An 18,916-nucleotide genomic window follows, 5' to 3' on the forward strand; every position below is an offset into this window, starting at 1 on the left:
ACACGTGGGAGCGAGAATGGGGTTCTGGGGCAGGCTTTTCGGGAGGAAGACACCAGCGGCCGGCGAGGTTCCTCCCGGCTCCTCCAAGGCCTGGGCGGTGGAGCCGCGCGAAGCGCTGATGCGGCAGGTGGAGGCCCTGCTGCGCGCCGACCCGGCGGTGGAGAAGGTGGAGCGGCGCACGCAGGACTACGGCCTGGACATCACCCGCGCCGGAAGTGACTGCACCTTCTTCCTGGACAACCTCTTCGCGGACACGCGCGAGCTGCCGCCCGAGCAACGCGTCCAGCTCATCCAGCGCTACCTGCGCGCGCTGTGGCAGGAGTCGCCGGATTCGCTCCACTGGGAGCAGGCCCGCGAGCTGCTCCTGCCCGTGCTGCGCGCATCCACCTTCGGCATGTCGCTGCAGAAGCCGGCGGAGTTGGACCGGGAGATGGTGGGGCGGCGGACACTGCCCTTCCTGCGCGAGCTGCTGGTGCTGGACCTGCCGGAGTCCGCCATGTTCGTCCAGCGCCGGCACCTGGAGACCTGGGGCGTCACCGAGGACGAAGCCTTCACGGCGGCCCACGCGAACCTGGCCCGGCTCCCGGACGAAGGCGTGGAGCTCTACGACGAGGAGCACGGCCCGCTGTGGACGGTGGAGACGCGCGATACCTATGAGACGTCCCGGCTGCTGCGCCCGGGGTTCCTCGCGTCCTTCGCCAGTCGCGTGGAGGGCCGGCCCATCGCCATCCTCCCGGAGCGCTCCACCCTGCTCATCGGTGGCGACGCGCGTCCGGAGCTGGTGGCACGGCTGACCGAGAGCGCAGAGCGGGAGTACGCGGCCGCGTCCCGATGCCTGACGCCCGCCCTGTACACGGTGGACGACGCAGGACGCGTGGTGCCCTACGTGCACCCCGGTCAGGACGTGCTGGCGAACCGGGTGCGGCTGGCCCACGTCCGCCTGGCGCTGGCGGAGTACAGCGCCCAGAAGGAGGAGCTCGACGCGCTCCATGCGGAACAGGAGGTGGACCTGTTCGTCGCCAGCTACAGCGCGACGGCGCGCAAGCGGGACGAGTTCCCCATCTCCTGGTGTGTCTGGTCGCACGACGTGGACGCCCTGCTGCCGGAGGCGGACATGGTCGCCGTGCGCCCCGCGGCGGAAGGTGATGAGTTCTTCACCGTGCCGTGGCGGGAGGTGCAGCGCATCGCGGGCCGTTGTCTCACGCCGGTGCCGGAGCTGTGGCCGCCGCGCTACCGCACCACGGAGCAGCCATCCCCGGAGATGGTGAAGCAACTTCGCGCCGCGCAGGTCACCTTCGAGAACTTCCAGGCGCCCTGAGACAGGAGGACGGCACGATGCTCGCTTGCGTGGACGTGGACTACCGCCCCGAACTCACCGTGGCCGCGTGCGTGCTGTTCCGAAATTGGGCGGATGCGAACGAAGCCTCGCACCTGGTGGAGCATGGGCCCGCCGCCGCGCCTTACGAGCCCGGGCAGTTCTACCGCCGCGAGTTGCCACACCTGCTCCGGGTGCTGGCGCGGGTGGAGGTGCCACTGGAGGCCATCATCGTGGATGGCTATGTGTGGCTCGGCGAGGACCGGCCGGGGCTGGGGGCGCACCTGTACGAAGCGCTCAACCGGGAGGTGCCCGTCATCGGCGTGGCGAAGACGGCCTACGTCACCACGGGGCCCTCGGTGCCCGTGCTGAGGGGGAAGAGCCTGCGGCCGCTGTTCGTCGGAGCGGCGGGTATGGACGCGGCCACAGCGGCGGAGCACATCCGGCGAATGCATGGGGCATCTCGCACGCCCACGATGTTGAACCGGGTGGACCGGCTCTGCCGCATGTCCTGAGCGGAGCGGCGAAGCCAAACCCCCGACATTTCCGAACAGCGACTGTCGCCTCTCCGCCCGGGGAGCGACCATCCTCCTGGAATCCTCGCGCCGGGAGGCTTACCTTTGACGGCGGATGGCCTCGCACCCGACCTCACAACTGGGCTTGTTCGACACGGCGGCGCCCGAGCGCGCGGACGTGGAGACGGAGCTGCGCGTGGGCACCGGAGTGCAGAGCCGGCTTACAGCGAGTGAGGAAGCGCTCTCGCTGGCGAAGGATCAGCGCGCGGCGCGTACCGCCCCGGAAAGCCGGCTCTCTGCGACTGAGGAAGCACTTCCATTCGCGGCGGTTCAGGGCGCGGACACCGAGTTGGAAAGCCGAATCCCTGCGCGGGAGGAGGCACTTCCGCTGGCGGCGCACCTGGCGAGGCGGTTGTCTTCGATTCTCGGCGTGCCGGTCCATCTGCGGCTCACGGACAACCGAGCCACGCTGGTGAGCTTCCGTCGGGGAAAAGAAGGCCTGCGGCTGCGCGTGCATCACCTCTTCCTGGGAGCACCGGACGCGGTGGTGCAAGCCATGGCGGCGTATGCGGGCCGGACGGATGCACAGGCGGGCGAGGTGCTGGAGTCCTACGCGCACGCGCACAGCGAACGGGTCCGTCGGGAGCGACGTCCAGGAAAGCCGCTGCGCACGCGGGGCCGTTGCTTCGACCTGCGAGCCGTCTTCGCCCGGCTCAACGCGAACTGGTTCGACGGCCAAGTGCAGGTGGACGTGGGGTGGGCGCGCAAGCCGGCCGGCACGAAGCGGCGCAGCATCCACGTGGGCGGCTATGACGCGCGGCTGCGGGAGATTCGAATCCATCCAGCGCTGGACCGGCCGCATGTGCCCGCGTTCGTGGTGGACTACCTCGTCTTCCACGCGATGTTGCACGCGGACCTCGACGACGGCACTAGCAACGAAGGGCGCTGCGCACCCAACCACACGCCGGCCTTCCGTGAGCGCGAAGCCTTGTTTCCGTTACGGGACTCGGCCCAGCGCTGGCTGAGTGACCACCACGCGTCCCTGCTTCGCGGCTGAAAAAGCATGGCGGCCCGACCAGGCGCCGCTCTTCCTCGACGGACAGACTCAGCCACCTGTCCTGTCCACCCCGTAGACCATGAGGACATCCGCCATCCGCGCGGGGAACAGCCGTCACGCAGGCATCTCAAGCAGCCCGTTCCGTCCAGTTAATGGGAGAGGCATGGGGATTCGGTAGCGCGCGGCACCCCCTCGCTCGCGGCCCCGACAGTCCAAATCTCTCGCAAGGCGAATCCCAAACGCCAATTTCAGGGATCTTTACAAAACCACAACACACACACTCCAAACGGCAACAAAACCACCCAACCAAAGCCCTCCCTCAATCCAACACTAGACTATCCAAAACCACCAACGTACAAGGCCAACAACCAAGCCAACACCAGCCTTTCTGCCCGCTGGCACGGCCAACTCTGTCTATTCGTCAATATCCCACACACGGAGAAGCGCTCGTGAGAATCGCCTCTTTCCTCTCAATCTTTCCGCAGTGGCTCATCTTGAGCCTGAGCCTACTCGGAACCCAAGCCTTCGCACAGTATGTCCCTGGACCGGATGGCGTCATCCTTTTGGGCATAGGCACCGCGAACCGCTACCTGGTGGCAGGGGGTGCGAGGTTCTTCATTCCTCCCGCGCAGCACAGCCTGTTCCCTGGCACCCTTGTGGCGCTCGACCAGTCCACCATCGACTCGTATACGCAGATTCCTCGAGACGGCACGCTCTTCCGCCAGTACGGCACATCCGCGACCTATGTCATGGCGGGACAAATGCATTGGCTGATTCCGTCTCTCGAAGAACTGGACCACTGGGACGACTGGAAGACGATTCATGTCATCCCGAACAGCAACTGGGGCGACCCTATCTACTTCCTCAACTACTCCAACACCATCTTGGTCCGAGAGCGATCAACGAGCCAAATCTATCTTTGGATTGCTGGCGCCAAGTTCCCGCTCACAGATCCTGCCGACATCGCGTACTACGGAGGGAGCACCAACGTGAAGACCATCCCGCTCGGTTCAATGGCAGGCATGACGAGCGAACCGTGGTGCGGAACAGTCCTCCGAGAGCGCTCCAGCACAACTGCATATGCGCTCGGCTATCACATGGGCGACAATCCGCTGATCATGAGGAAAGCCGTCACGACCGCACCAGCGGGAGGAGTGGTTCCAGACGGAGTGCTCTCTTCGTACCCTCCCATCCCTGGGGTCGCCTGCATCTGGTAGCAATGCCTCCGTGGCACCTCACATCAACTGAGGCACGGCCATTCCGGCGCCTATCTATCTAAACGATGGGGCAGGCTCGCCTACGAGCCTGCCTACTCCTCGGATTGGAAGAACCTCACAGCAGCGCCGACGCCATTTCGCGCGACAGCGGCTCCGCGACAGCCTTGCTGCGGCATGCAGGTGACTTCCCTTAACACCTGTTTTCCCTGGGATTTGGATTGGCTGCATATCTGACGTCCCCCGCGCGCCGGGACAGTAGCGGGCGCATGCCCTATCGATGCATGCTCGGGGGAATGCGTTACTTCAGCGTGGAAGAAGCCAATCGGCTGGTGCCGCTGTTGAACCGCACCTTCGAGCGGGTCCGCCCATGGGTGGAGCGTGCCCAGCAGCTCGCGGACGAGCTGGGCGCCGCGCCCAGCCCCAACGACCCGAGCCTGGCCTCCCTGCGCGACGAGCGCGACGCCCTCCTCGAGCGCATCCGCGGCGAGCTCCTCCAGCTCCAGGAGATGGGCCTCGAAATCAAGGGCGCGGACGGCCTCGTGGACTTCCGCGCGAACCGGGGCGGCGAGCAGGTCTACCTGTGCTGGCGCTTCGGAGACCCCGCCGTCTCCCACTGGCACGCCCTGCTCGACGGCTTCGCGGGACGGCGTCCCATCGAAAGCCCGGACGACTTCGCCCCCACGTACCTCAGCTAGCCGCCCCGCCACCGAAGCTCTTCTGCAACAGCGACATCTTGTTCCGCGCCGACAACAACTGCTGACGCAGTGAGTCCGCCTGCCGTGCCACGTCGAGGAACGCCTGTTCCTCCGCGGCCTGCGCCAGCGAATGGGCCTCGTCCGCGACCAGAGACATCCGCTCCTGGAGCGCCTGGAAGGTCCCCGCCAGCGCGGCGTTCTCCTCCGGCGTCTTCGCCGCCTGCCGCTGCTGCGCGAACTGCTGCATCTGCACGTTCAGCTCGCCCGCGTTCTGTCCCAGGGCGCCGTAGCGCACGAGCAGGTCCTTGAAGACCTCGGTGCGCCGCTGGAGCTCCTGCGCACGCAGGTGGATGGCCTCGGCTTGAGCCTGCTGCCGATCTCTCACCTTCGAGATGGCCCCCACCAGCGCCGTCACCCGCCCCCGGAGCTGCTCGTCCAGGTCTGCCAGCCCCTGCAGCATCGCCGACGCGCGCTCCAGGTGCTTCTCGGATTGAAGTGGCGCCTTCTCGAGCTGCTCGGCCTGGGACTCGAAGCGCGCCAACTCCGCGTCGAGTGCCCGGGCGGCAACCACCAGCTCGGAGTCCTGAAGCTTGTCACGCTTGCTCATCGTGGGCGGGACCATGGCATTTCCCAAGAGACGGCGCCGCACCCAAGCAGGCACCCCAGGTCGCCTGCTGGCCTAGCCGCCCGGCAACCCCTGGCCGTGAGGCTCGATGCGCCCACGGTGTGCTCGCCAGCGGCGTCCGTCATCCCCAACTTCCGGACATCTGACGTCACGAGGTGCACACATGCCCATGGGTTTCTCACGCTCCGTGCTCGTTACCGGCGCCACTGGCCAGCAGGGGGGTGCCGTCGCACGGAAGCTCTTGCAGCGCGGCCACCGCGTCACCGCCTTCATCCACCACCCGGACTCCCCCACCGCCCGCGAGCTCGAGTCGCTCGGCGCCGAGCTGGTCGTCGGGGACTACGACGACCTGGACTCCATCGCCCAGGCGGCCCAGGACATGGACACCATGTTCGCCACCGCCACGCCCTTTGGCCCGGGCGGCGTGCAGGCGGAGGTCCGCCACGGGAAGAACCTGGCGGACGCGGCCCGGCTCGCGCGCGTACAGCACTACGTCTACTCGTCGGTGGCCGGAGCGGACCGCCTGACGGGCATCCCCCACTTCGACAGCAAGCACCGCATCGAGATGCACGTGCGCGGCAGCGGCCTGCCCTACACCATCCTCGGGCCCACCTTCTTCATGGAGAACTTCACCAGCGGCATGTTCGAAGAGGGGCTGAAGGCGGGCGTGCTCGCCATGGGCCTGTCGCCCACGCGTGGCCTGCAGATGGTGGCCCTGGAGGACCTCGCGGCCTTCTCCGTCCGCGTCATGGAGGAGCCGGAGCGCTTCGAGGAACAACGCATCGAGGTGGCCTCCGACGAGGTGACGGGCCAGCAGGCCGCCGGGCTGCTGTCCATGGTGAGCGGCCACCGCATCCACTACGAGCAGCTTCCCCTGGACTACATCCGCGAGCGCAGCGAGGACCTGGCCGCCATGTACGAGTGGCTGGACCGCAAGGGCTACCAGGCGGACATCCTCACGCTGCGGCACCGCTTCCCGGAGGTCCGCTGGCACACCTTCGAGGACTGGGCGCGCGGACAGGACTGGAGCGCGCTGACTTCTCCCGCGTGGCCCCATGCCGCCGCGGAGCCCGTATCCCCATGAGCCCCCAAGGCCCGGCGCGGCGGGCTGTCCTTCAGTGAAGCGTCGGCGAGACGTCCCGCATGGACGTGCGGGGGAAGCCTTCCAACAGCGACGCCTCGTCGGACACACCCAGTTCGCGCCGCAGCGTCGGGCCGTCCATGGGCAGACCGAAGAGCGCCGCCGTGGGCACCCAGTCCAGGGCCGCGGCCACCAGGGGCCCCAGGCCCACGAGCGCCACCGCCGCGCCTCGCGACGTCCCTGTCGCCAGTCCGCCCACCACCATCCCAGCGCCCGTCACGATGCGGAGCCACCGCCCCGGCCGCGACGCCAAGAAACCAACGACCATGTGCACCTCCCAGGGGCGAAGATGGCCACGTCCTGGCGGGCGGCCACCCGGGCCAAAGCCCCGCACGGGTGGAACGCCGGGCAGCCAGGCAGCCCCCCACAGGCGCCCTGACCGGGCGCCTGCTCGCCGTGCATCTCACGCGGGCTTCATCGGTGCGGCGCCCCGCCTGTCCGCTGCCGGCTTGCGGGGTGAAAGCCAGCTTTCGCGCACGGGGCTCCACGGACCGCCCTGGGGGAGGCAACCATGTTCAGTCGTTCGGAAATCCACAAGGGGATGAAGGTGCGCGGCAACGACGGGCACGTTCTCGGACGCATCATCGAGATGAAGGGGGATGAGCTCATCGTGGAGAAGGGCCTCATCCGCCGGCAGGACTTCGCGGTGGCCCTGGCGGACGTGCGTGAAGTCGTGGGCGGAGAAGTCGTGCTCAACCACGGGCGGGACAGCCTCTTCTCCGCGCCCCGGGAAGTCCCGCCCACGAAGCACTGACGGCTCAGACGCCGCGGCTCGCGTCCGGCGCGCCCTCCGGGGCAGCGGTGGCCTCCGGTGCACCGTCACCGCGCCATCCGGCACGCGCCTCCGCCTCGCGGGCCGCGCGTCGCCCCGCGGCCACGTCCACCCGGGACAGCACCGCCGCGCCCGACACGAAGAAGAAGAGCAGGGACAGCACCGCCTGCCGGCTGGAGCCCGTCAGCTCCACCGTGGCCGCGAACACCAGCGGGCCCGCCACCGCGGTGACCTTCTCGAAGACGCTGAAGAGGCCGAAGAACTCCGCCGCCCTGTCCCGGGGCACCATCTGCGCGAAGAGCGAACGGCTCAAGGCCTGACTGCCGCCCTGCACCATGCCCACCAGCAACGCGAGCGCGAAGAAGTGCACCGGCGTGCGCATGAAGTAGCCCAGGAACGTCACCCCCATGTACACCGACAGGGCGAACATCAGCGCGCGCTTCACCCCCACCCGCCCCGCGGCCCGGCCGAACAACACCGCGCACGGCACGCCCACCACCTGCGTCAGCAGCAACGCACCAATCAGCGCGCCCCGGCCAATGCCCAGCTCCGTCCCGTACAGCGTGGACAAGCGGATGATGGTGCCGATGCCGTCGCTGTAGAGCAGATAGGCCACCAGCAACAGGAAGGCCTGACGGTGCTGGCGCAGCCCGCCCAGCGTGCCCGCCAACTGCGTGAAGATGCCGCGCAGGGACAGCGGGGGGCGTTGGATGGACACGTCCGGTTTCGGCTCGGGGATGCACCGGAAGAGGGGCACCGAGAAAATGGCCCACCACACCGCCACGGAGGCGAAGGCCACGCGCGAGGCGGCCCCTGCGTCCGCCAATCCGAACCACTGGGGCTTCATCAGCAGCACCAGTTGCGCGGCCAGCAGCAGGCCGCCGCCCAGGTAGCCCAGCGCGTAGCCCGCGGTGGACACACGGTCCAGTTCGTCATCCCGGGCGATGTGCCGCAAGAGCGCGTCCGCGAACACGATGCTGCCCGTCACGCCCACGTTGCCCAGACCGAAGAGCAGCAGGCCCCATTCCCAGTCACCCGGGCCCACCGTGGCCAGCGCCAGCGTGGACACGATGCCCAGACCCGCGAAGATGCCCAGCATGTGCTTGATGCGTCCGGCCCGGTCGCTCAGCGCGCCCAGGACCGGTGACAACACCGCCACCACGCTCAGCGCCACCGCGGTGGCGGTGGCGAAGCGGCTGGTGGCCACCTCGCGCGGAAGTCCCTCCGCCGCCACGGAGGCGTAGTAGAGCGGGAACACCACCGTGACGACGGTGGTGATGAAGGCCGAGTTCGCCCAGTCGTACATCGCCCAAGCGCGCAGCGCGGGCCGCGTCAGGCCGATGCGCGACAGGAGCCCCCGCACCCTGTGCCTCATGCGTCGAAGTCCACCCCGCTCACGGCGTCATCGCCCTGGGCCGACTGGTAGACGTGCCAGGCCGCCGCCAGGTCCTGGAAGGGCAGTCCCACCGCCGCGAAGACGGTGACGTCCTCCTCGGACGTGCGCCCGGACTTCAGTCCGGCCAGCACCTCGCCCAGCTCCGCGTGGATGGCGTCCTCACCCAGCCCCACCGCGCCCGCGGCGCCGGTGGACACCGACAGGCCCCGGTGGTCGACGACGAACCGGGACTGACGAAGCAGCTCCGCGGACAGCTCGGCCTTGCCCGGCTCGTCCGCGCCCAGCGCGATGATGTGCGTGCCCGGCCGCACCATGCCGGGGTGCAGGAAGGGGTGACGGCTCCACGTCGCCGTCACGATGATGTCCGCGTCGGAGACGGCCTCCTCCATGGACTCCGCCATCCGCACCGGCAGGTTCAACTCCTGGTACATGCGCGTGGCGAAGGCGAGCGAGCGCTCCGGCGCCGTGTCGAACACCCGTACGTGCGTCAGCGAGCGCACCAGCCGCAACGACTTGAGCTGCAGCACCGCCTGCCGGCCCGCGCCGATGAGCGCCACCCGGCCCGCGTCCGGCCGCGCCAGCACGTCCGCCGACAGCGCGCCCACCACGCCCGTGCGCACCGCCGTCAGGTGGCCGGCGTCCATCACCGCCATCATCTCGCCGGTAGCGACGTCGTGCAGATGCAGCACGCCTCGAATCGCCGGCGACTGGCCGGGGAACTTCGCGTGCACCTTCACGGAGTAGGCGGGGATGGAGGGCAGGCTGCCAGGGAACAGCACCAGGGCGGTGCCCTCGGCATGGAGAGGGGCCCGAGCGCGCTGCGGTGCCACGGTGCGTGCCAGGGCGTCGGTGCGGAAGGCGTCTCGCATGTCCTCCAGCAGGAGAGGAGCCTGCAGGTTGCGGGAGACGTCGGAGCGGGTCAGCAGGAGCGTGCGCATCTTGCAGACACCCTAACCGAGCCCGTGCGGGCCCACAGCTCCCCAGCACACGGACACGGTGGCAAGCGCCCGAAGTTGGACGTCCGAGCGGACAGTGCGCCGCCGTGCCGCCCGGGGTGGCGTCCACCGGGCCCGCCTCCAGCGACGGTGGGACGAGGCACGCAGGCGCCATCATCCCCAGAATGGAAGTGAACGGCGGGGTGGGCGGCCCCAGGGCCTCGGGAGGCCGGTGATGCTGGAGACAGAGTCACGCACAGCGGGTGACAAGGAGGCCTCCGGGGCTCGGACGCTCAAGACGGCGGAGTTCCTGCGCGCCCACCAGGAGGAGGTGCTGGAGGACTGGCAGCGGGCCATGCGAGCGTTTCACGTGGGACACGCGGCGCAGCCTTCGTGGCTGCTGGACCACATGCCCCAGTTGCTCAACATGGTCGCGGACCTCATCGACCACGGCCCGGACGAAATCCTCACCACGGTGCCGGACGAGCACGCGATGTCCCGGCTGGACGCCGGCTTCGACCTGGGCCAGGTGGCGTCCGAGTACGCGCTCCTGCGCAAGTGCATCCTCCACAGGATGGAAGCCGAAGCGGCCTACCCCGCGCCGGGCGAGCTGGAGCGGATGGAGGACGCGCTGGACCGGATTGTCACCCGGACGGTGACGTCCTTCTCCCAGGGGCGGCAGCGCATCCTCCAGGCCCTGGACCGGATGACGCAGGCCACGCTGGACAGCCCCTCCATGGCCAGCCTCCCCTCGCGGCTGCTCACCGTCCTGGTGGAGTCCGCGCTCTCGGTCGACTCGGCGGCGTTCGTGCTGGTGGAAGGCGACGCGCTGGTGGTGCGCGCCGCGGTGGGCCTGGGCGCGGACGAGGCGCTCGGCCTGTCGCTGGGGCGGGAGGAAGGATTCGTGGGCGAGGTGCTCCGCCAGCGTCAGCCCCTGACGCTGCGCTCAGCGTCCACGGACCCTCGCGTGGCGCTGCCCACGTTGAAGCAGGAAGGGCTGCGCGCCGTGTACGGCGTGCCCCTGCTGGATGGCGACCAGCTCCTGGGCATGGCGTACATGTGCTCGCGCACCGCCTTCGTCTTCTCCGAGCCAGACGCCCTCTTGTTCCGGACCATGGCGCAGCGAGCCACCGCGCACCTGGTGCAGGCCCGGCTCCGGGCGCGCGAGCGCCAGGCCCACGCGGACGCCCAGCGCTCGCTGGCGCAACTGGACGCGCTGCTGGCCTCCACACCTCTGGGCATCGCCCAGTTGGACCGGGAGTTGCGCTTCGTGCGCATCAACCAGGCCCTGGCGGACATCGATGGCCACTCGCCGGAAGCCCACCTGGGCCGCCGCTTCCGGGAGATGGCCCCCGTGACGGCCGTGGGCACGTTCGAGCCCATGTTCCGCCGCACGATTGAGACAGGTGAACCCGTGGACGCCGTCGAGTTCACCATCCCTGGAGATGCCCGGACCTTCCAGGCCAGCTTCCACCCAATTCGCACGCCCGACCAAGGGGTGCTGGGCTTGAGCTGCACGGTGGTGGATGTCTCCCACCACAAGCGGGCCGAGGCCGTGCTCCAGCGGGCGGTGGACTTCCGGGAACAACTCATGGCGGTGTTGGGACACGACCTGCGCAACCCGCTCAACGCCATCAACGCCTCGGCCTTCCAGTTGACGCGGTCCGAGGACCTGACTCCACCCGAGCGTCGCGCCGTGGACCGCATCCGCAAGGCCACCGCGCGCATGGGGCGCATGATTACGGACATCCTCGACTTCGCCCGCACCCGCCTGGGCGGGGGGCTTCCCGTGGCCCGCCAGCCCATGGACTTCGCGGAGGTATGCCAGGCGACGCTGGAGGAGCTCCGGGTCAGCGCCCCGGAGCGCTCGCTGGTGTTCGAGGCGAGCGGAGACACCCGAGGGAACTGGGACCCGGACCGCGTGTCACAAGTGCTGGGCAACCTGGTGGCCAACGCCATCCAGCATGGCCAGGAAGACAGACCGGTGTGTGTCACGGTGCGCGGAGAGGCGGATGAGGTGGTGCTGACGGTCCACAACACCGGCGAGCCGATTGCGGCCGAGCTGATGCCGCGCCTGTTCGACCCGTTCAAGAACATGCCCGCAACCGCGCCACCGCAGGACGTCGCGAGGAAGAAACGCAGCCTGGGCCTGGGCCTCTACATCGTCAGCCAGATTGTCGGCGCGCACGGGGGGCACGTGGAGGTCCGCTCCAACCGGGACCAGGGCACCACCTTCACCGTCCATTGGCCCCGCACCCTCACGACGCTCGGGGACGCGTGAAGCAGCGAGGCAGGCGGGACGGCCTGCCACCCGCTGCCCGCACGCCTGCCCCTTCTGGGGGTGAATCGCGCACGCCAGGCCGCTATGCATGGGGCATGTTCTTCAATCCGACCAAGAAGCTGAGGATTCCGACCCCGGAGGAAGCACTGCCGGGCCGCTCGGACGTGATGCCCGTCCCGGAGAAGCACGAGGTGCTGGGTACGCCCATCAAGGGCCCCGTGCCGGAAGGTCTGGAGGAGGTCTACTTTGGCCTGGGGTGTTTCTGGGGTGCGGAGCGGAAGTTCTACCAGACGCCTGGCGTGTACAGCACGGCGGTGGGGTACGCCGGAGGCCTGACGCCCAACCCCACCTACCGCGAGGTGTGCAGCGGTCTCACCGGACACAACGAGGTCGTCCGCGTCGTCTTCGACCCGAAGAAGGTGTCCTTCGAGCAGCTCCTGCGCATCTTCTGGGAGAGCCATGACCCGACGCAGGGCATGCGCCAAGGCAACGACGTGGGCACGCAGTACCGCTCCGGCATCTACTTCACCAACGAAGCCCAGCAGCGCGCCGCCGTGGCGAGCCGTGACGCGTACCAGAAGGCGCTGGCGGCCCGGGGCTTCGACGCCATCACCACCGAGCTGCTCCCCGCTCCGCCCTTCTATTTCGCCGAGGACTACCACCAGCAGTACCTGGAGAAGAACCCGGGCGGTTACTGCGGGCTGGGCGGCACCGGCGTGAGCTGCCCGGTGGGCGTGGGCGTCAACGCCTGAAGCCGGACGCCTGCGTTGGACGCAAACAAAGACAAACACACCAGCCTCGACTGGCTTCCGCGCCAGGCTCGGCTGACGCCCGCCTGAGAGCACGGCGGACCGGCCCTGATTCGAGGGCCGGCCCGGCCACCTGCCTCATGCCAGGTTGTGGAACACGCGCTGGACGTCGTCGTCCTGCTCCAGCGCGTCCACGAGCTCCAGCACCTCGGTGGCCTTGTCCTCGGGCAGCTCGATGGGATTCAGCGCCACGTATTCGGAGTCCGCCGAGACGGGCACCAGGCCCTTGGCCTCGATGGCGGCCTGGAGCTGGCCGAAGTCGGCGAAGGCGGAGCGGATGATGATCTGCTTCTCGCCCTTCTCTCCCACGCCCTCACCCATCTCCTGGAGGCCGTGGTCGATGAGCTCCAGCTCCAGCGAGTCCAGGTCCAACCCCTCCGGGTTCAACCGGAACACGCCCATGCGCTGGAACATGAAGGCCACGCTGCCCGTGGTGCCCAGGTTCCCGCTGTGCTTGTTGAAGTGCATGCGCACGTTGGCCACGGTGCGCACGACGTTGTCCGTCGCCGTCTCCACCAGCAGCGCGATGCCATGGGGCGCGTAGCCTTCGTAGAGAACGATTTCGTAGTCGGTCGCCGACTGGCCGCTCGCGCGCTTGATGGCCGCGTCGACCTTGTCCTTCGGCATGTTCGCGGCGCGGGCGTTCTGGAGCACCCGGCGCAGCGTGGAGTTCGAATCGGGATTGGGCCCACCCGCCTTCACCGCGATGGCGATGTCCTTGCTGATCCGCGTGAACACCTTCGCCATCTTGTTCCAGCGGGCCATCATCGTGGCCTTGCGTGTCTCGAAAATGCGTCCCATGGGAGGGATGTATAGGTCGGCCGCATTCCGCGTGGCTACTCCCTGTCGCCCCCCGGAGCGCGGATGTTGACCAGGACAGGCCGCACGGTCGCCGGCCTGTCCCCCCCCAATGCCCCGCGCGTCACACCTTCGCGGGCTTCTCCAGGACGAGCCCGAAGTGCGTGTAGCAGGTCGGGTGCAGGTCCATGATGTTCTCGAAGTGGAAGACGCGAGACTGAAGTCCCGCCGCATGCGCGGGCGCCAGGACGCGCTCCTTCAGGGTGACGGCGTCGTAGAAGCGGCCGTGCCGCTCTCCCCAGCGAGGGAAGAGGTGGATGATGGCCTCCGCGTCCCGGCGGATGTCGTAACCCCATGCGGGGTCACACATGGTGAAGGCGTACTCGCCCAGGTACAGCGGGACGATGCAGACCTTGCCGCCGGGCCGGAGCACGCGCCCCGCCTCCCGGATGAAGCCCGTGTCCGCGGTCCCCTCGAAGTGCTCGAAGGAGCAGTGCAGCGTCATCGCGTCCACGGAGCCGTCCTCGAGCGGAAGCTCCGCCGCGGAGCCGCCAATCTGGTGGCCGTGGATGCCCGGCGGGAAGACCAGGTCCTGCGCGTAGATGTTCCGCGTCCGCCCCAGCATCCGGACCACGTCCAGGTACGGGCTGCTCGGGGTGGAGGCGATGTCCACGTAGACGGCGTCCTCGCGCGCCACCAGCGGCTCAATCTGCTTCCAGGTGAAGTAGTACTGCGGCCGCTTCTCCCAATACGGTTGGAAGCCGCAGAAGTGCCGAATCACGGCGTTCTGCGCCTGGAGTCCGTCCCAGAAGCGCTCAAGCTCCGCCACATCGAAGCGGTAGGTCTCGACGGGGATGCCGGCCTGGCGCAGGGGCTCGGGCTGCTTGAGCTGAGGACCCGGGCCGTAACGTCCGAAGCCCGTCAGGCTGAGCAGCTTCGACAACGGCTCCGACGCCTTGTAGGCGGCGCGGTGCCGGACACTCTTCTTCACGCGGGTCAGCAGGTTCACGGAGATCCCCCGGGCGAACGCCCGAAACGAGTGGGGATTCTGGGAGAGGGCCCTGGATGCGTCAATGCGGCCCGAAGCCCGCCTTCCCTCCGTGCCAGCGAGCCTGCTCGCTAGCGGACCTGCTGCGTCGCGGGCACCGCGCGGGCCACTTCACCCGAGCCCACGCCGCTCGCCCGGGCACGCTCCAGGTGCGGGGCCAGCCGTCCAATGGCCATCAGCCCCGCCATGCGGAAGTCGGAGATGAACGACCAGAGCGGGTACTTGAACGATGCCGGCTTGTTCCGCTCGATGACGAAGTGGCTGAACCACGCGAAGCCGTAGGCGGCGACGAGCGCGGCCGGCACCAGCGCGGCGCGGCCCGTCGCGACGGCCGTCACGCCCAGCCCCAGCCCCAGAGAGGTGCCCGTGAAGTGAAGCCAGCGCGTAGACGGCAGCGCGTGCTCCCGCAGGTAGAACGGCCAGAACTCGGCATAGGTCTCGATGCGGTCGGACATGGTGGGAAGTTAGGGCCCCCCGGCGCCCTCCCGTCAACCCGGCTCGACGCAGAGCGTGTAGGCATGGACAGGCAAGGGTACTCCCCGCACGCCCACCAGCCGGGCAGGCCGTCCAGCATCGTTCATGTTTTCCAGTCCGGTGCCGCCCTCCCTGGCCCGGGCCTGCAGGACGCCTCCAGGTCATGAAAGACTCTGGAGCCATGACGGAGTGGATGCCCAAGCCGAACCCGGCGGTCGACCTGCGGACGCTGGCCCTCAGTCCAGAAGAGGGCTTCGTGCTCTCCCGCCTGGACGGCGCCACCCCGGCCCGGAACCTGCCCGCGCTGACGGGCCTGCCCCCCGAGCGGCTGCGGACCATCCTCTCCCGGCTCGTCACCCAGGGCGCGCTGCTGCCCACGCCCACCGCGAGCCCGGCGGCACCTGTCGCCACTCCACCTGTGGCCTTCGAGCCCCAGCGGCGGACGCCCCCCACGGACCCCGAGCCCGAAGCAGACCTCCCCGTGCTCGACCTGACGCCGCTGGACGCCGCGCCCGAAGCAGACCTCCCCGTGCTCGACCTGACACCGCTGGAGGCCGCGCCCGCGCCGGACGCCGAGCCGGCCTCCGAAGACGAGCCCGAAGCCGCCCTGGGCAACTACCGCCAGCTCTTCGAACTGCGGCTGCACCCGCTCCCCGAGGACCAGCGCATCGCCCATGCCCACGCGGCGGAGGACCCCATCCTCTCCGCGCTGTGCTTCGACCCGGTGCCCGCCGTCATCAAGGCCGTGCTGGAGAACGCGCGCACGGGCCTGCCCCATGCGCGGCTCGTGGCGCGCTACCACCGCAACCCCGTCGGCCTGGAGGCCCTGTGCGCCCGGGCGGCCTTCGCGGCGGACACCGGGGTGCGGCGCTGGCTCGTGCGCAACCCGCAGCTCCCCGCCAGCCTCTTCCGGCGGCTGTGGAGCGCACGCCGGCTCATGGAGCTGCACAAGGTGGGCAATGACCGCGACGTGCCGGAGTCCACGCGGCGCGCGGCGCGCGAGGTGCTCCGCCAGCGCTTCGCCAGCGGCCCCGCGGAGGAGAAGGTGGAGCTCATCCTCAACACGGAAGGCCGCGCCCTGGCGGCGCTCATCGGCCTGCCGGTGGATGGGAAGACAGCGTCGCTGCTGTGCGGACGCACCTACCGCTCGCCCATGCTCATCCAGAACATCGCCCGCTGGAGCGCGGCCCCGCCGGCCCTCATCGCGCACTTGCTGAAGCAGGAAGCGGTGCGGCGTCAGCCCCAGCTACGCATGCTGCTGGCCCGCCACCCCAACGCCCCAGCGGACGCGAAGCGCGGCGGCGCCTGAACCTCACGCGGACTTGCGCTTGCGAGCGGGCGAGGCGGGCTTCACGTCCACCCAGCGCTCCGCCCACCGCCCCAGCTCATCCACGACCTTCCACAGCGCCTGTCCCTTCTCCGTGAGCTGGTACGCCACGCGGATGGGAGGCCCCGCGTCCACGTGACGCGACACCACGCCCTCCGCCTCCAGTTCCTTGAGCCGCTCCGACAGGACGCGCTCGCTGATGCTGCCAATCTCGTCCGTCAGCTCGCCGAAGCGCCGGGGCCCCGCGAGCAGGATGCGCAGGATGAGGCCCGTCCAGCGCTTCCCCATCAGCTCGCTGGCCTTCTCGAACCGCGCACACCGTGTCAGCGGATGCTCCATTGGCGCCTCCTCCCCCGAATATAGCGAGCCGCCCCGCCACCGGCACGGAAGTCCCAAGCCACTTACTTTTTGGAAGTCACTTACAGATTAAAAGCGAACCCATTACCTGAAGAACCGTGGCGGCGGCCCATGAAGGTCACGCGCCGAATCACTCCAGGAAGGGACTCGCCCATGGCAACGCAGCAGGCTGGCCTCGACGCCAACGCCCTCAACCAGCTCTTTCTCGACGCCCGCACCCACAACGCGTGGCTCGACAAGCCGGTGGCGGACGACGTCCTCCAGCAGCTCTACGCGCTCACCCGGATGGCACCCACGGCGGCCAACTCACAGCCGGTGCGCATCGTCTTCGTGAAGAGCCGCGAGGCGAAGGAGCGGCTCAAGCCCACCCTGTCCCCGGGCAACGTGGACAAGACGATGAACGCGCCGGTGACGGCCATCATCGCGTACGACACCGCGTTCTACGAAAAGTTTCCCCAGCTCTTCCCCTCGCGCGACATGAAGGCGGGCTTCCTCGCCATGCCCGCGGAGGCCCGCGAGAAGACGGCCCACATGAACAGCTCGCTGCACATGGCGGGCTTCGACAACGCGAAGTTGGACGCGGCGTTCTTCCCGGAGGGGAAGTGGAAGTCCAACTTCCTCATCAACCTCGGCTACGGCGACGCGGAGAAGCTCTTCCCGCGCAACCCGCGCCTGGACTTCAGCGAGGCGTGCCGCATCGAGTAGCGGCCCACCCTCCCGCGAAACTCAGGCCCGCCGCGCCGTGAGGATGGGCTGATGGAAGCCCGTCTCCTCCGGCGTGTGCCAGCGCGTGTCCATCAGCCCCGCGCGCGTGAGCGCCCGCTCCAGGTCCACGCGCTGAAGCGCGCGGTACACGCCCGTGTGCTCGGTGGTGTGCCAGCCCTTGCCCTCGGGGCGGAGGATGAACTGGTGCACCGTGTACGTCCGTCCGTCCGCGGCCCAGTCCCAGACTTGGAAGAGGATGCGGCGGCCCTCGGGCGCTTCCAGCAGCCGCTCCGAGGTGAAGCGAGGCTGGCTCTGCACCAGCGCGTCGGCGTCGCGCACGCTCAGCACCACCAGCCCACCGGGAGCCAGCTTCGACGCCATGGCGCGCGCCGCCGCGTCCAGGTCCTCGTCCGTCAGCAGGTGCGTCACCGCATTGTCCAGCGCCAGCACCACCGGGAAGGTGCCCTCCACCTGCGCGTCCAGCGTGCGCATGTCCGCCACTCCCGTGGTGAGGTGCACGTTCATCGCGCGAGCCTCGCGCTCGGCACGCGCCACGGCGGCCGGGCTCAAGTCGGTGGCGTGGACGGTGTAGCCACGGCCCGCCAGTCCCAGCGCCTGGGTGCCGATGCCACACGCGCAGTCCAGCACCCGCCGGGGCGGCGGCGCCTCGCAGCGGCGCAGCAGCGCGTCCAGCATGGCGCCCTGCCGCTCCACCACCTGCGGCCAGTTGGCGAAGAGCAGGTGGTACTCCTCCGCCATGCCCTCGTAGAACCCCAGCGCCAGGTCGCTCGTGGACGGCGCGATGCCCAGAAACCGCCGTTCACTCACGAGCTGAAGGAGCGCCCCTCGAGCGCCTCAATCGCCGCGCGGAGCTCCGCCGGCACGGGGACCTTCTCGTGGGTGGCGTAGCGCAAGGTGACGATGACGCAGCTCCCCCGGGTGTAGAGGACGCCGTCGTCCTCTCCGGCCACCGCGTGCTCCAGGGTGATGGACGACGTGCCGATGCGGGTGGCGCGGCAACCGGCCACCAGGCGCGTGGGGAAGAGGATGGGACGCAGGTACTCCGCGTTGGTGGCCTTCAGGATGGGCCCCACGCCGTCGCGGTTCGTCCGCTCGTCCCCCGCGCCGGACGGCCCCGTCAGGCCGATGCGCGCGAAGTAGTGGATGCGGGCGGTCTCGAACCAGGTGAACGTGCGCGTGTTGTTGGCGTGGCCGAAGGCGTCCATCTCCCCCCAGTGAAGAGGGAAGGAGACGACCACCGGGAAATCCTTGAGCGGCGAATCCGGCATGTCCCCAGGGTGCCCCACCCGGCGGCCCCAGGGAACCGTGAACCGCGCCTGCCTGGCCTCCAGACGAGGGCCATGGCCGTGGTAATCCAGGACAGCCATGCGTTCACGATTCCACACGTCCTCGCCCGCGGCCCCCGGGCTCGGCTTCACCGTCCTTTCC

21 protein-coding genes are annotated in these 18,916 nt (G+C 69.2%); 11 read left to right on the plus strand and 10 right to left on the minus strand.

All coding sequences use genetic code 11. The features are described 5' to 3' along the window. Positions 1-16 precede the first annotated feature (16 nt). The 5 genes from FL344_RS00440 (at position 17) to FL344_RS00460 (ending at position 4,799) form a co-directional block, all read left to right on the plus strand. Positions 17-1,318, plus strand: coding sequence for a DUF1444 family protein (locus tag FL344_RS00440; RefSeq protein WP_228564639.1), 1,302 nt, complete (start codon positions 17-19; stop codon positions 1,316-1,318). A gap of 17 nt (positions 1,319-1,335) precedes the next feature. Beyond that, positions 1,336-1,830, plus strand: coding sequence for an endonuclease V (locus FL344_RS00445; protein WP_090495675.1), 495 nt, complete (start codon positions 1,336-1,338; stop codon positions 1,828-1,830). A 115-nt stretch (positions 1,831-1,945) separates the two neighbouring features. Then, on the plus strand, positions 1,946-2,887 hold the full coding sequence (locus FL344_RS00450; protein ID WP_141617074.1) for a hypothetical protein: 942 nt from the start codon (positions 1,946-1,948) through the stop codon (positions 2,885-2,887). Positions 2,888-3,336: 449 nt separating this feature from the next. Next, positions 3,337-4,104, plus strand: coding sequence for a hypothetical protein (locus FL344_RS00455; RefSeq protein WP_228564640.1), 768 nt, complete (start codon positions 3,337-3,339; stop codon positions 4,102-4,104). A gap of 293 nt (positions 4,105-4,397) precedes the next feature. Further along, positions 4,398-4,799, plus strand: a complete 402-nt coding sequence (locus tag FL344_RS00460) for a DUF2203 domain-containing protein (RefSeq protein ID WP_228564641.1) — start codon at positions 4,398-4,400, stop codon at positions 4,797-4,799. Here the strand turns inward: FL344_RS00460 and FL344_RS00465 are convergent. Continuing rightward, entirely contained in the window at positions 4,792-5,406 is a 615-nt protein-coding gene (locus FL344_RS00465) for a hypothetical protein (protein WP_026114088.1), read from the minus strand. The genes FL344_RS00460 and FL344_RS00465 overlap by 8 nt on opposite strands. Before the next feature lie 181 nt (positions 5,407-5,587). Between FL344_RS00465 and FL344_RS00470 the strand changes: the two genes are divergently transcribed. Then, positions 5,588-6,508: an NmrA/HSCARG family protein gene (locus FL344_RS00470; RefSeq protein WP_141588943.1), complete on the plus strand. Its 921-nt coding sequence runs from the start codon at positions 5,588-5,590 to the stop codon at positions 6,506-6,508. Between the two features lie 31 nt (positions 6,509-6,539). Here FL344_RS00470 and FL344_RS00475 read toward each other — a convergent pair whose 3' ends face one another. Further along, positions 6,540-6,833 (minus strand): YgaP-like transmembrane domain, encoded by a 294-nt coding sequence (locus FL344_RS00475; protein WP_228564642.1) that lies wholly within the window; start codon positions 6,831-6,833, stop codon positions 6,540-6,542. Between the two features lie 243 nt (positions 6,834-7,076). On the opposite strand from FL344_RS00475, the gene FL344_RS00480 reads away from it, so the two are divergent. Further along, entirely contained in the window at positions 7,077-7,319 is a 243-nt protein-coding gene (locus FL344_RS00480; protein ID WP_141617077.1) for a DUF2171 domain-containing protein, read from the plus strand. Between the two features lie 4 nt (positions 7,320-7,323). On the opposite strand, the gene FL344_RS00485 is transcribed toward FL344_RS00480, so the two are convergent. Both FL344_RS00485 and FL344_RS00490 read right to left on the minus strand, forming a co-directional pair. Beyond that, entirely contained in the window at positions 7,324-8,712 is a 1,389-nt protein-coding gene (locus FL344_RS00485) for an MFS transporter (protein WP_228564643.1), read from the minus strand. Continuing rightward, positions 8,709-9,671: an ornithine cyclodeaminase family protein gene (locus tag FL344_RS00490; protein ID WP_141617078.1), complete on the minus strand. Its 963-nt coding sequence runs from the start codon at positions 9,669-9,671 to the stop codon at positions 8,709-8,711. The genes FL344_RS00485 and FL344_RS00490 overlap by 4 nt, the downstream gene beginning before the upstream one ends. A 232-nt stretch (positions 9,672-9,903) precedes the next feature. On the opposite strand from FL344_RS00490, the gene FL344_RS00495 reads away from it, so the two are divergent. Together FL344_RS00495 and msrA are read left to right on the plus strand one after the other, a co-directional pair. Then, entirely contained in the window at positions 9,904-11,949 is a 2,046-nt protein-coding gene (locus FL344_RS00495; protein WP_228557694.1) for an ATP-binding protein, read from the plus strand. A gap of 95 nt (positions 11,950-12,044) precedes the next feature. Beyond that, positions 12,045-12,701: a peptide-methionine (S)-S-oxide reductase MsrA gene (gene msrA / locus FL344_RS00500; RefSeq protein WP_141588934.1), complete on the plus strand. Its 657-nt coding sequence runs from the start codon at positions 12,045-12,047 to the stop codon at positions 12,699-12,701. Between the two features lie 135 nt (positions 12,702-12,836). On the opposite strand, the gene FL344_RS00505 is transcribed toward msrA, so the two are convergent. The 3 genes from FL344_RS00505 to FL344_RS00515 form a co-directional block, all read right to left on the minus strand. After that, positions 12,837-13,559, minus strand: a complete 723-nt coding sequence (locus FL344_RS00505; RefSeq protein WP_090495668.1) for a YebC/PmpR family DNA-binding transcriptional regulator — start codon at positions 13,557-13,559, stop codon at positions 12,837-12,839. A gap of 121 nt (positions 13,560-13,680) precedes the next feature. Next, entirely contained in the window at positions 13,681-14,565 is an 885-nt protein-coding gene (locus tag FL344_RS00510; protein ID WP_141617079.1) for a methyltransferase domain-containing protein, read from the minus strand. A gap of 110 nt (positions 14,566-14,675) precedes the next feature. Continuing rightward, on the minus strand, positions 14,676-15,059 hold the full coding sequence (locus FL344_RS00515) for a DUF962 domain-containing protein (RefSeq protein ID WP_141617080.1): 384 nt from the start codon (positions 15,057-15,059) through the stop codon (positions 14,676-14,678). A 200-nt stretch (positions 15,060-15,259) separates the two neighbouring features. Here FL344_RS00515 and FL344_RS00520 point away from each other — a divergent pair, with 200 nt between their 5' ends. After that, complete coding sequence (locus FL344_RS00520; RefSeq protein ID WP_194862938.1) at positions 15,260-16,387, plus strand: hypothetical protein; 1,128 nt, start codon at positions 15,260-15,262, stop codon at positions 16,385-16,387. A 3-nt stretch (positions 16,388-16,390) separates the two neighbouring features. Here the strand turns inward: FL344_RS00520 and FL344_RS00525 are convergent, their stop codons facing one another. Beyond that, the gene (locus FL344_RS00525; protein ID WP_141588926.1) at positions 16,391-16,744 is read right to left on the minus strand and encodes a helix-turn-helix domain-containing protein; all 354 of its coding nucleotides are present in this window, start codon (positions 16,742-16,744) and stop codon (positions 16,391-16,393) included. Positions 16,745-16,915: 171 nt separating this feature from the next. Here FL344_RS00525 and FL344_RS00530 point away from each other — a divergent pair, with 171 nt between their 5' ends. Then, positions 16,916-17,467, plus strand: a complete 552-nt coding sequence (locus tag FL344_RS00530) for a malonic semialdehyde reductase (protein ID WP_141617082.1) — start codon at positions 16,916-16,918, stop codon at positions 17,465-17,467. A 21-nt stretch (positions 17,468-17,488) separates the two neighbouring features. On the opposite strand, the gene FL344_RS00535 is transcribed toward FL344_RS00530, so the two are convergent. After that, positions 17,489-18,295, minus strand: coding sequence for a bifunctional 2-polyprenyl-6-hydroxyphenol methylase/3-demethylubiquinol 3-O-methyltransferase UbiG (locus FL344_RS00535; protein WP_141617083.1), 807 nt, complete (start codon positions 18,293-18,295; stop codon positions 17,489-17,491). Continuing rightward, positions 18,292-18,756 carry a thioesterase family protein gene (locus tag FL344_RS00540; RefSeq protein ID WP_194862939.1) on the minus strand — a complete coding sequence of 155 codons (465 nt, stop codon included), beginning with the start codon at positions 18,754-18,756 and terminating at the stop codon, positions 18,292-18,294. Before FL344_RS00540 ends, FL344_RS00535 begins: the two co-directional genes overlap by 4 nt. Positions 18,757-18,916: the final 160 nt, after the last annotated feature.

This window comes from Myxococcus sp. AB036A (assembly GCF_006547355.1).
In the GTDB taxonomy this organism is placed as follows: domain Bacteria; phylum Myxococcota; class Myxococcia; order Myxococcales; family Myxococcaceae; genus Myxococcus; species Myxococcus virescens.

Excerpts from the sequence above, each read along its gene's own strand:
- FL344_RS00440 (WP_228564639.1), top strand. The coding sequence starts at position 17 with ATGGGGTTCTGGGGCAGGCTTTTCGGGAGGAAGACACCAGCGGCCGGC.
- FL344_RS00445 (WP_090495675.1), top strand. The coding sequence starts at position 1,336 with ATGCTCGCTTGCGTGGACGTGGACTACCGCCCCGAACTCACCGTGGCC.
- FL344_RS00450 (WP_141617074.1), top strand. The coding sequence starts at position 1,946 with ATGGCCTCGCACCCGACCTCACAACTGGGCTTGTTCGACACGGCGGCG.
- FL344_RS00460 (WP_228564641.1), top strand. The coding sequence starts at position 4,398 with ATGCGTTACTTCAGCGTGGAAGAAGCCAATCGGCTGGTGCCGCTGTTG.
- FL344_RS00465 (WP_026114088.1), bottom strand. The coding sequence starts at position 5,406 with ATGAGCAAGCGTGACAAGCTTCAGGACTCCGAGCTGGTGGTTGCCGCC.
- FL344_RS00470 (WP_141588943.1), top strand. The coding sequence starts at position 5,588 with ATGCCCATGGGTTTCTCACGCTCCGTGCTCGTTACCGGCGCCACTGGC.
- FL344_RS00475 (WP_228564642.1), bottom strand. The coding sequence starts at position 6,833 with ATGGTCGTTGGTTTCTTGGCGTCGCGGCCGGGGCGGTGGCTCCGCATC.
- FL344_RS00480 (WP_141617077.1), top strand. The coding sequence starts at position 7,077 with ATGTTCAGTCGTTCGGAAATCCACAAGGGGATGAAGGTGCGCGGCAAC.
- FL344_RS00485 (WP_228564643.1), bottom strand. The coding sequence starts at position 8,712 with ATGAGGCACAGGGTGCGGGGGCTCCTGTCGCGCATCGGCCTGACGCGG.
- FL344_RS00490 (WP_141617078.1), bottom strand. The coding sequence starts at position 9,671 with ATGCGCACGCTCCTGCTGACCCGCTCCGACGTCTCCCGCAACCTGCAG.
- FL344_RS00495 (WP_228557694.1), top strand. The coding sequence starts at position 9,904 with ATGCTGGAGACAGAGTCACGCACAGCGGGTGACAAGGAGGCCTCCGGG.
- msrA (WP_141588934.1), top strand. The coding sequence starts at position 12,045 with ATGTTCTTCAATCCGACCAAGAAGCTGAGGATTCCGACCCCGGAGGAA.
- FL344_RS00505 (WP_090495668.1), bottom strand. The coding sequence starts at position 13,559 with ATGGGACGCATTTTCGAGACACGCAAGGCCACGATGATGGCCCGCTGG.
- FL344_RS00515 (WP_141617080.1), bottom strand. The coding sequence starts at position 15,059 with ATGTCCGACCGCATCGAGACCTATGCCGAGTTCTGGCCGTTCTACCTG.
- FL344_RS00520 (WP_194862938.1), top strand. The coding sequence starts at position 15,260 with ATGACGGAGTGGATGCCCAAGCCGAACCCGGCGGTCGACCTGCGGACG.
- FL344_RS00525 (WP_141588926.1), bottom strand. The coding sequence starts at position 16,744 with ATGGAGCATCCGCTGACACGGTGTGCGCGGTTCGAGAAGGCCAGCGAG.
- FL344_RS00530 (WP_141617082.1), top strand. The coding sequence starts at position 16,916 with ATGGCAACGCAGCAGGCTGGCCTCGACGCCAACGCCCTCAACCAGCTC.
- FL344_RS00540 (WP_194862939.1), bottom strand. The coding sequence starts at position 18,756 with ATGCCGGATTCGCCGCTCAAGGATTTCCCGGTGGTCGTCTCCTTCCCT.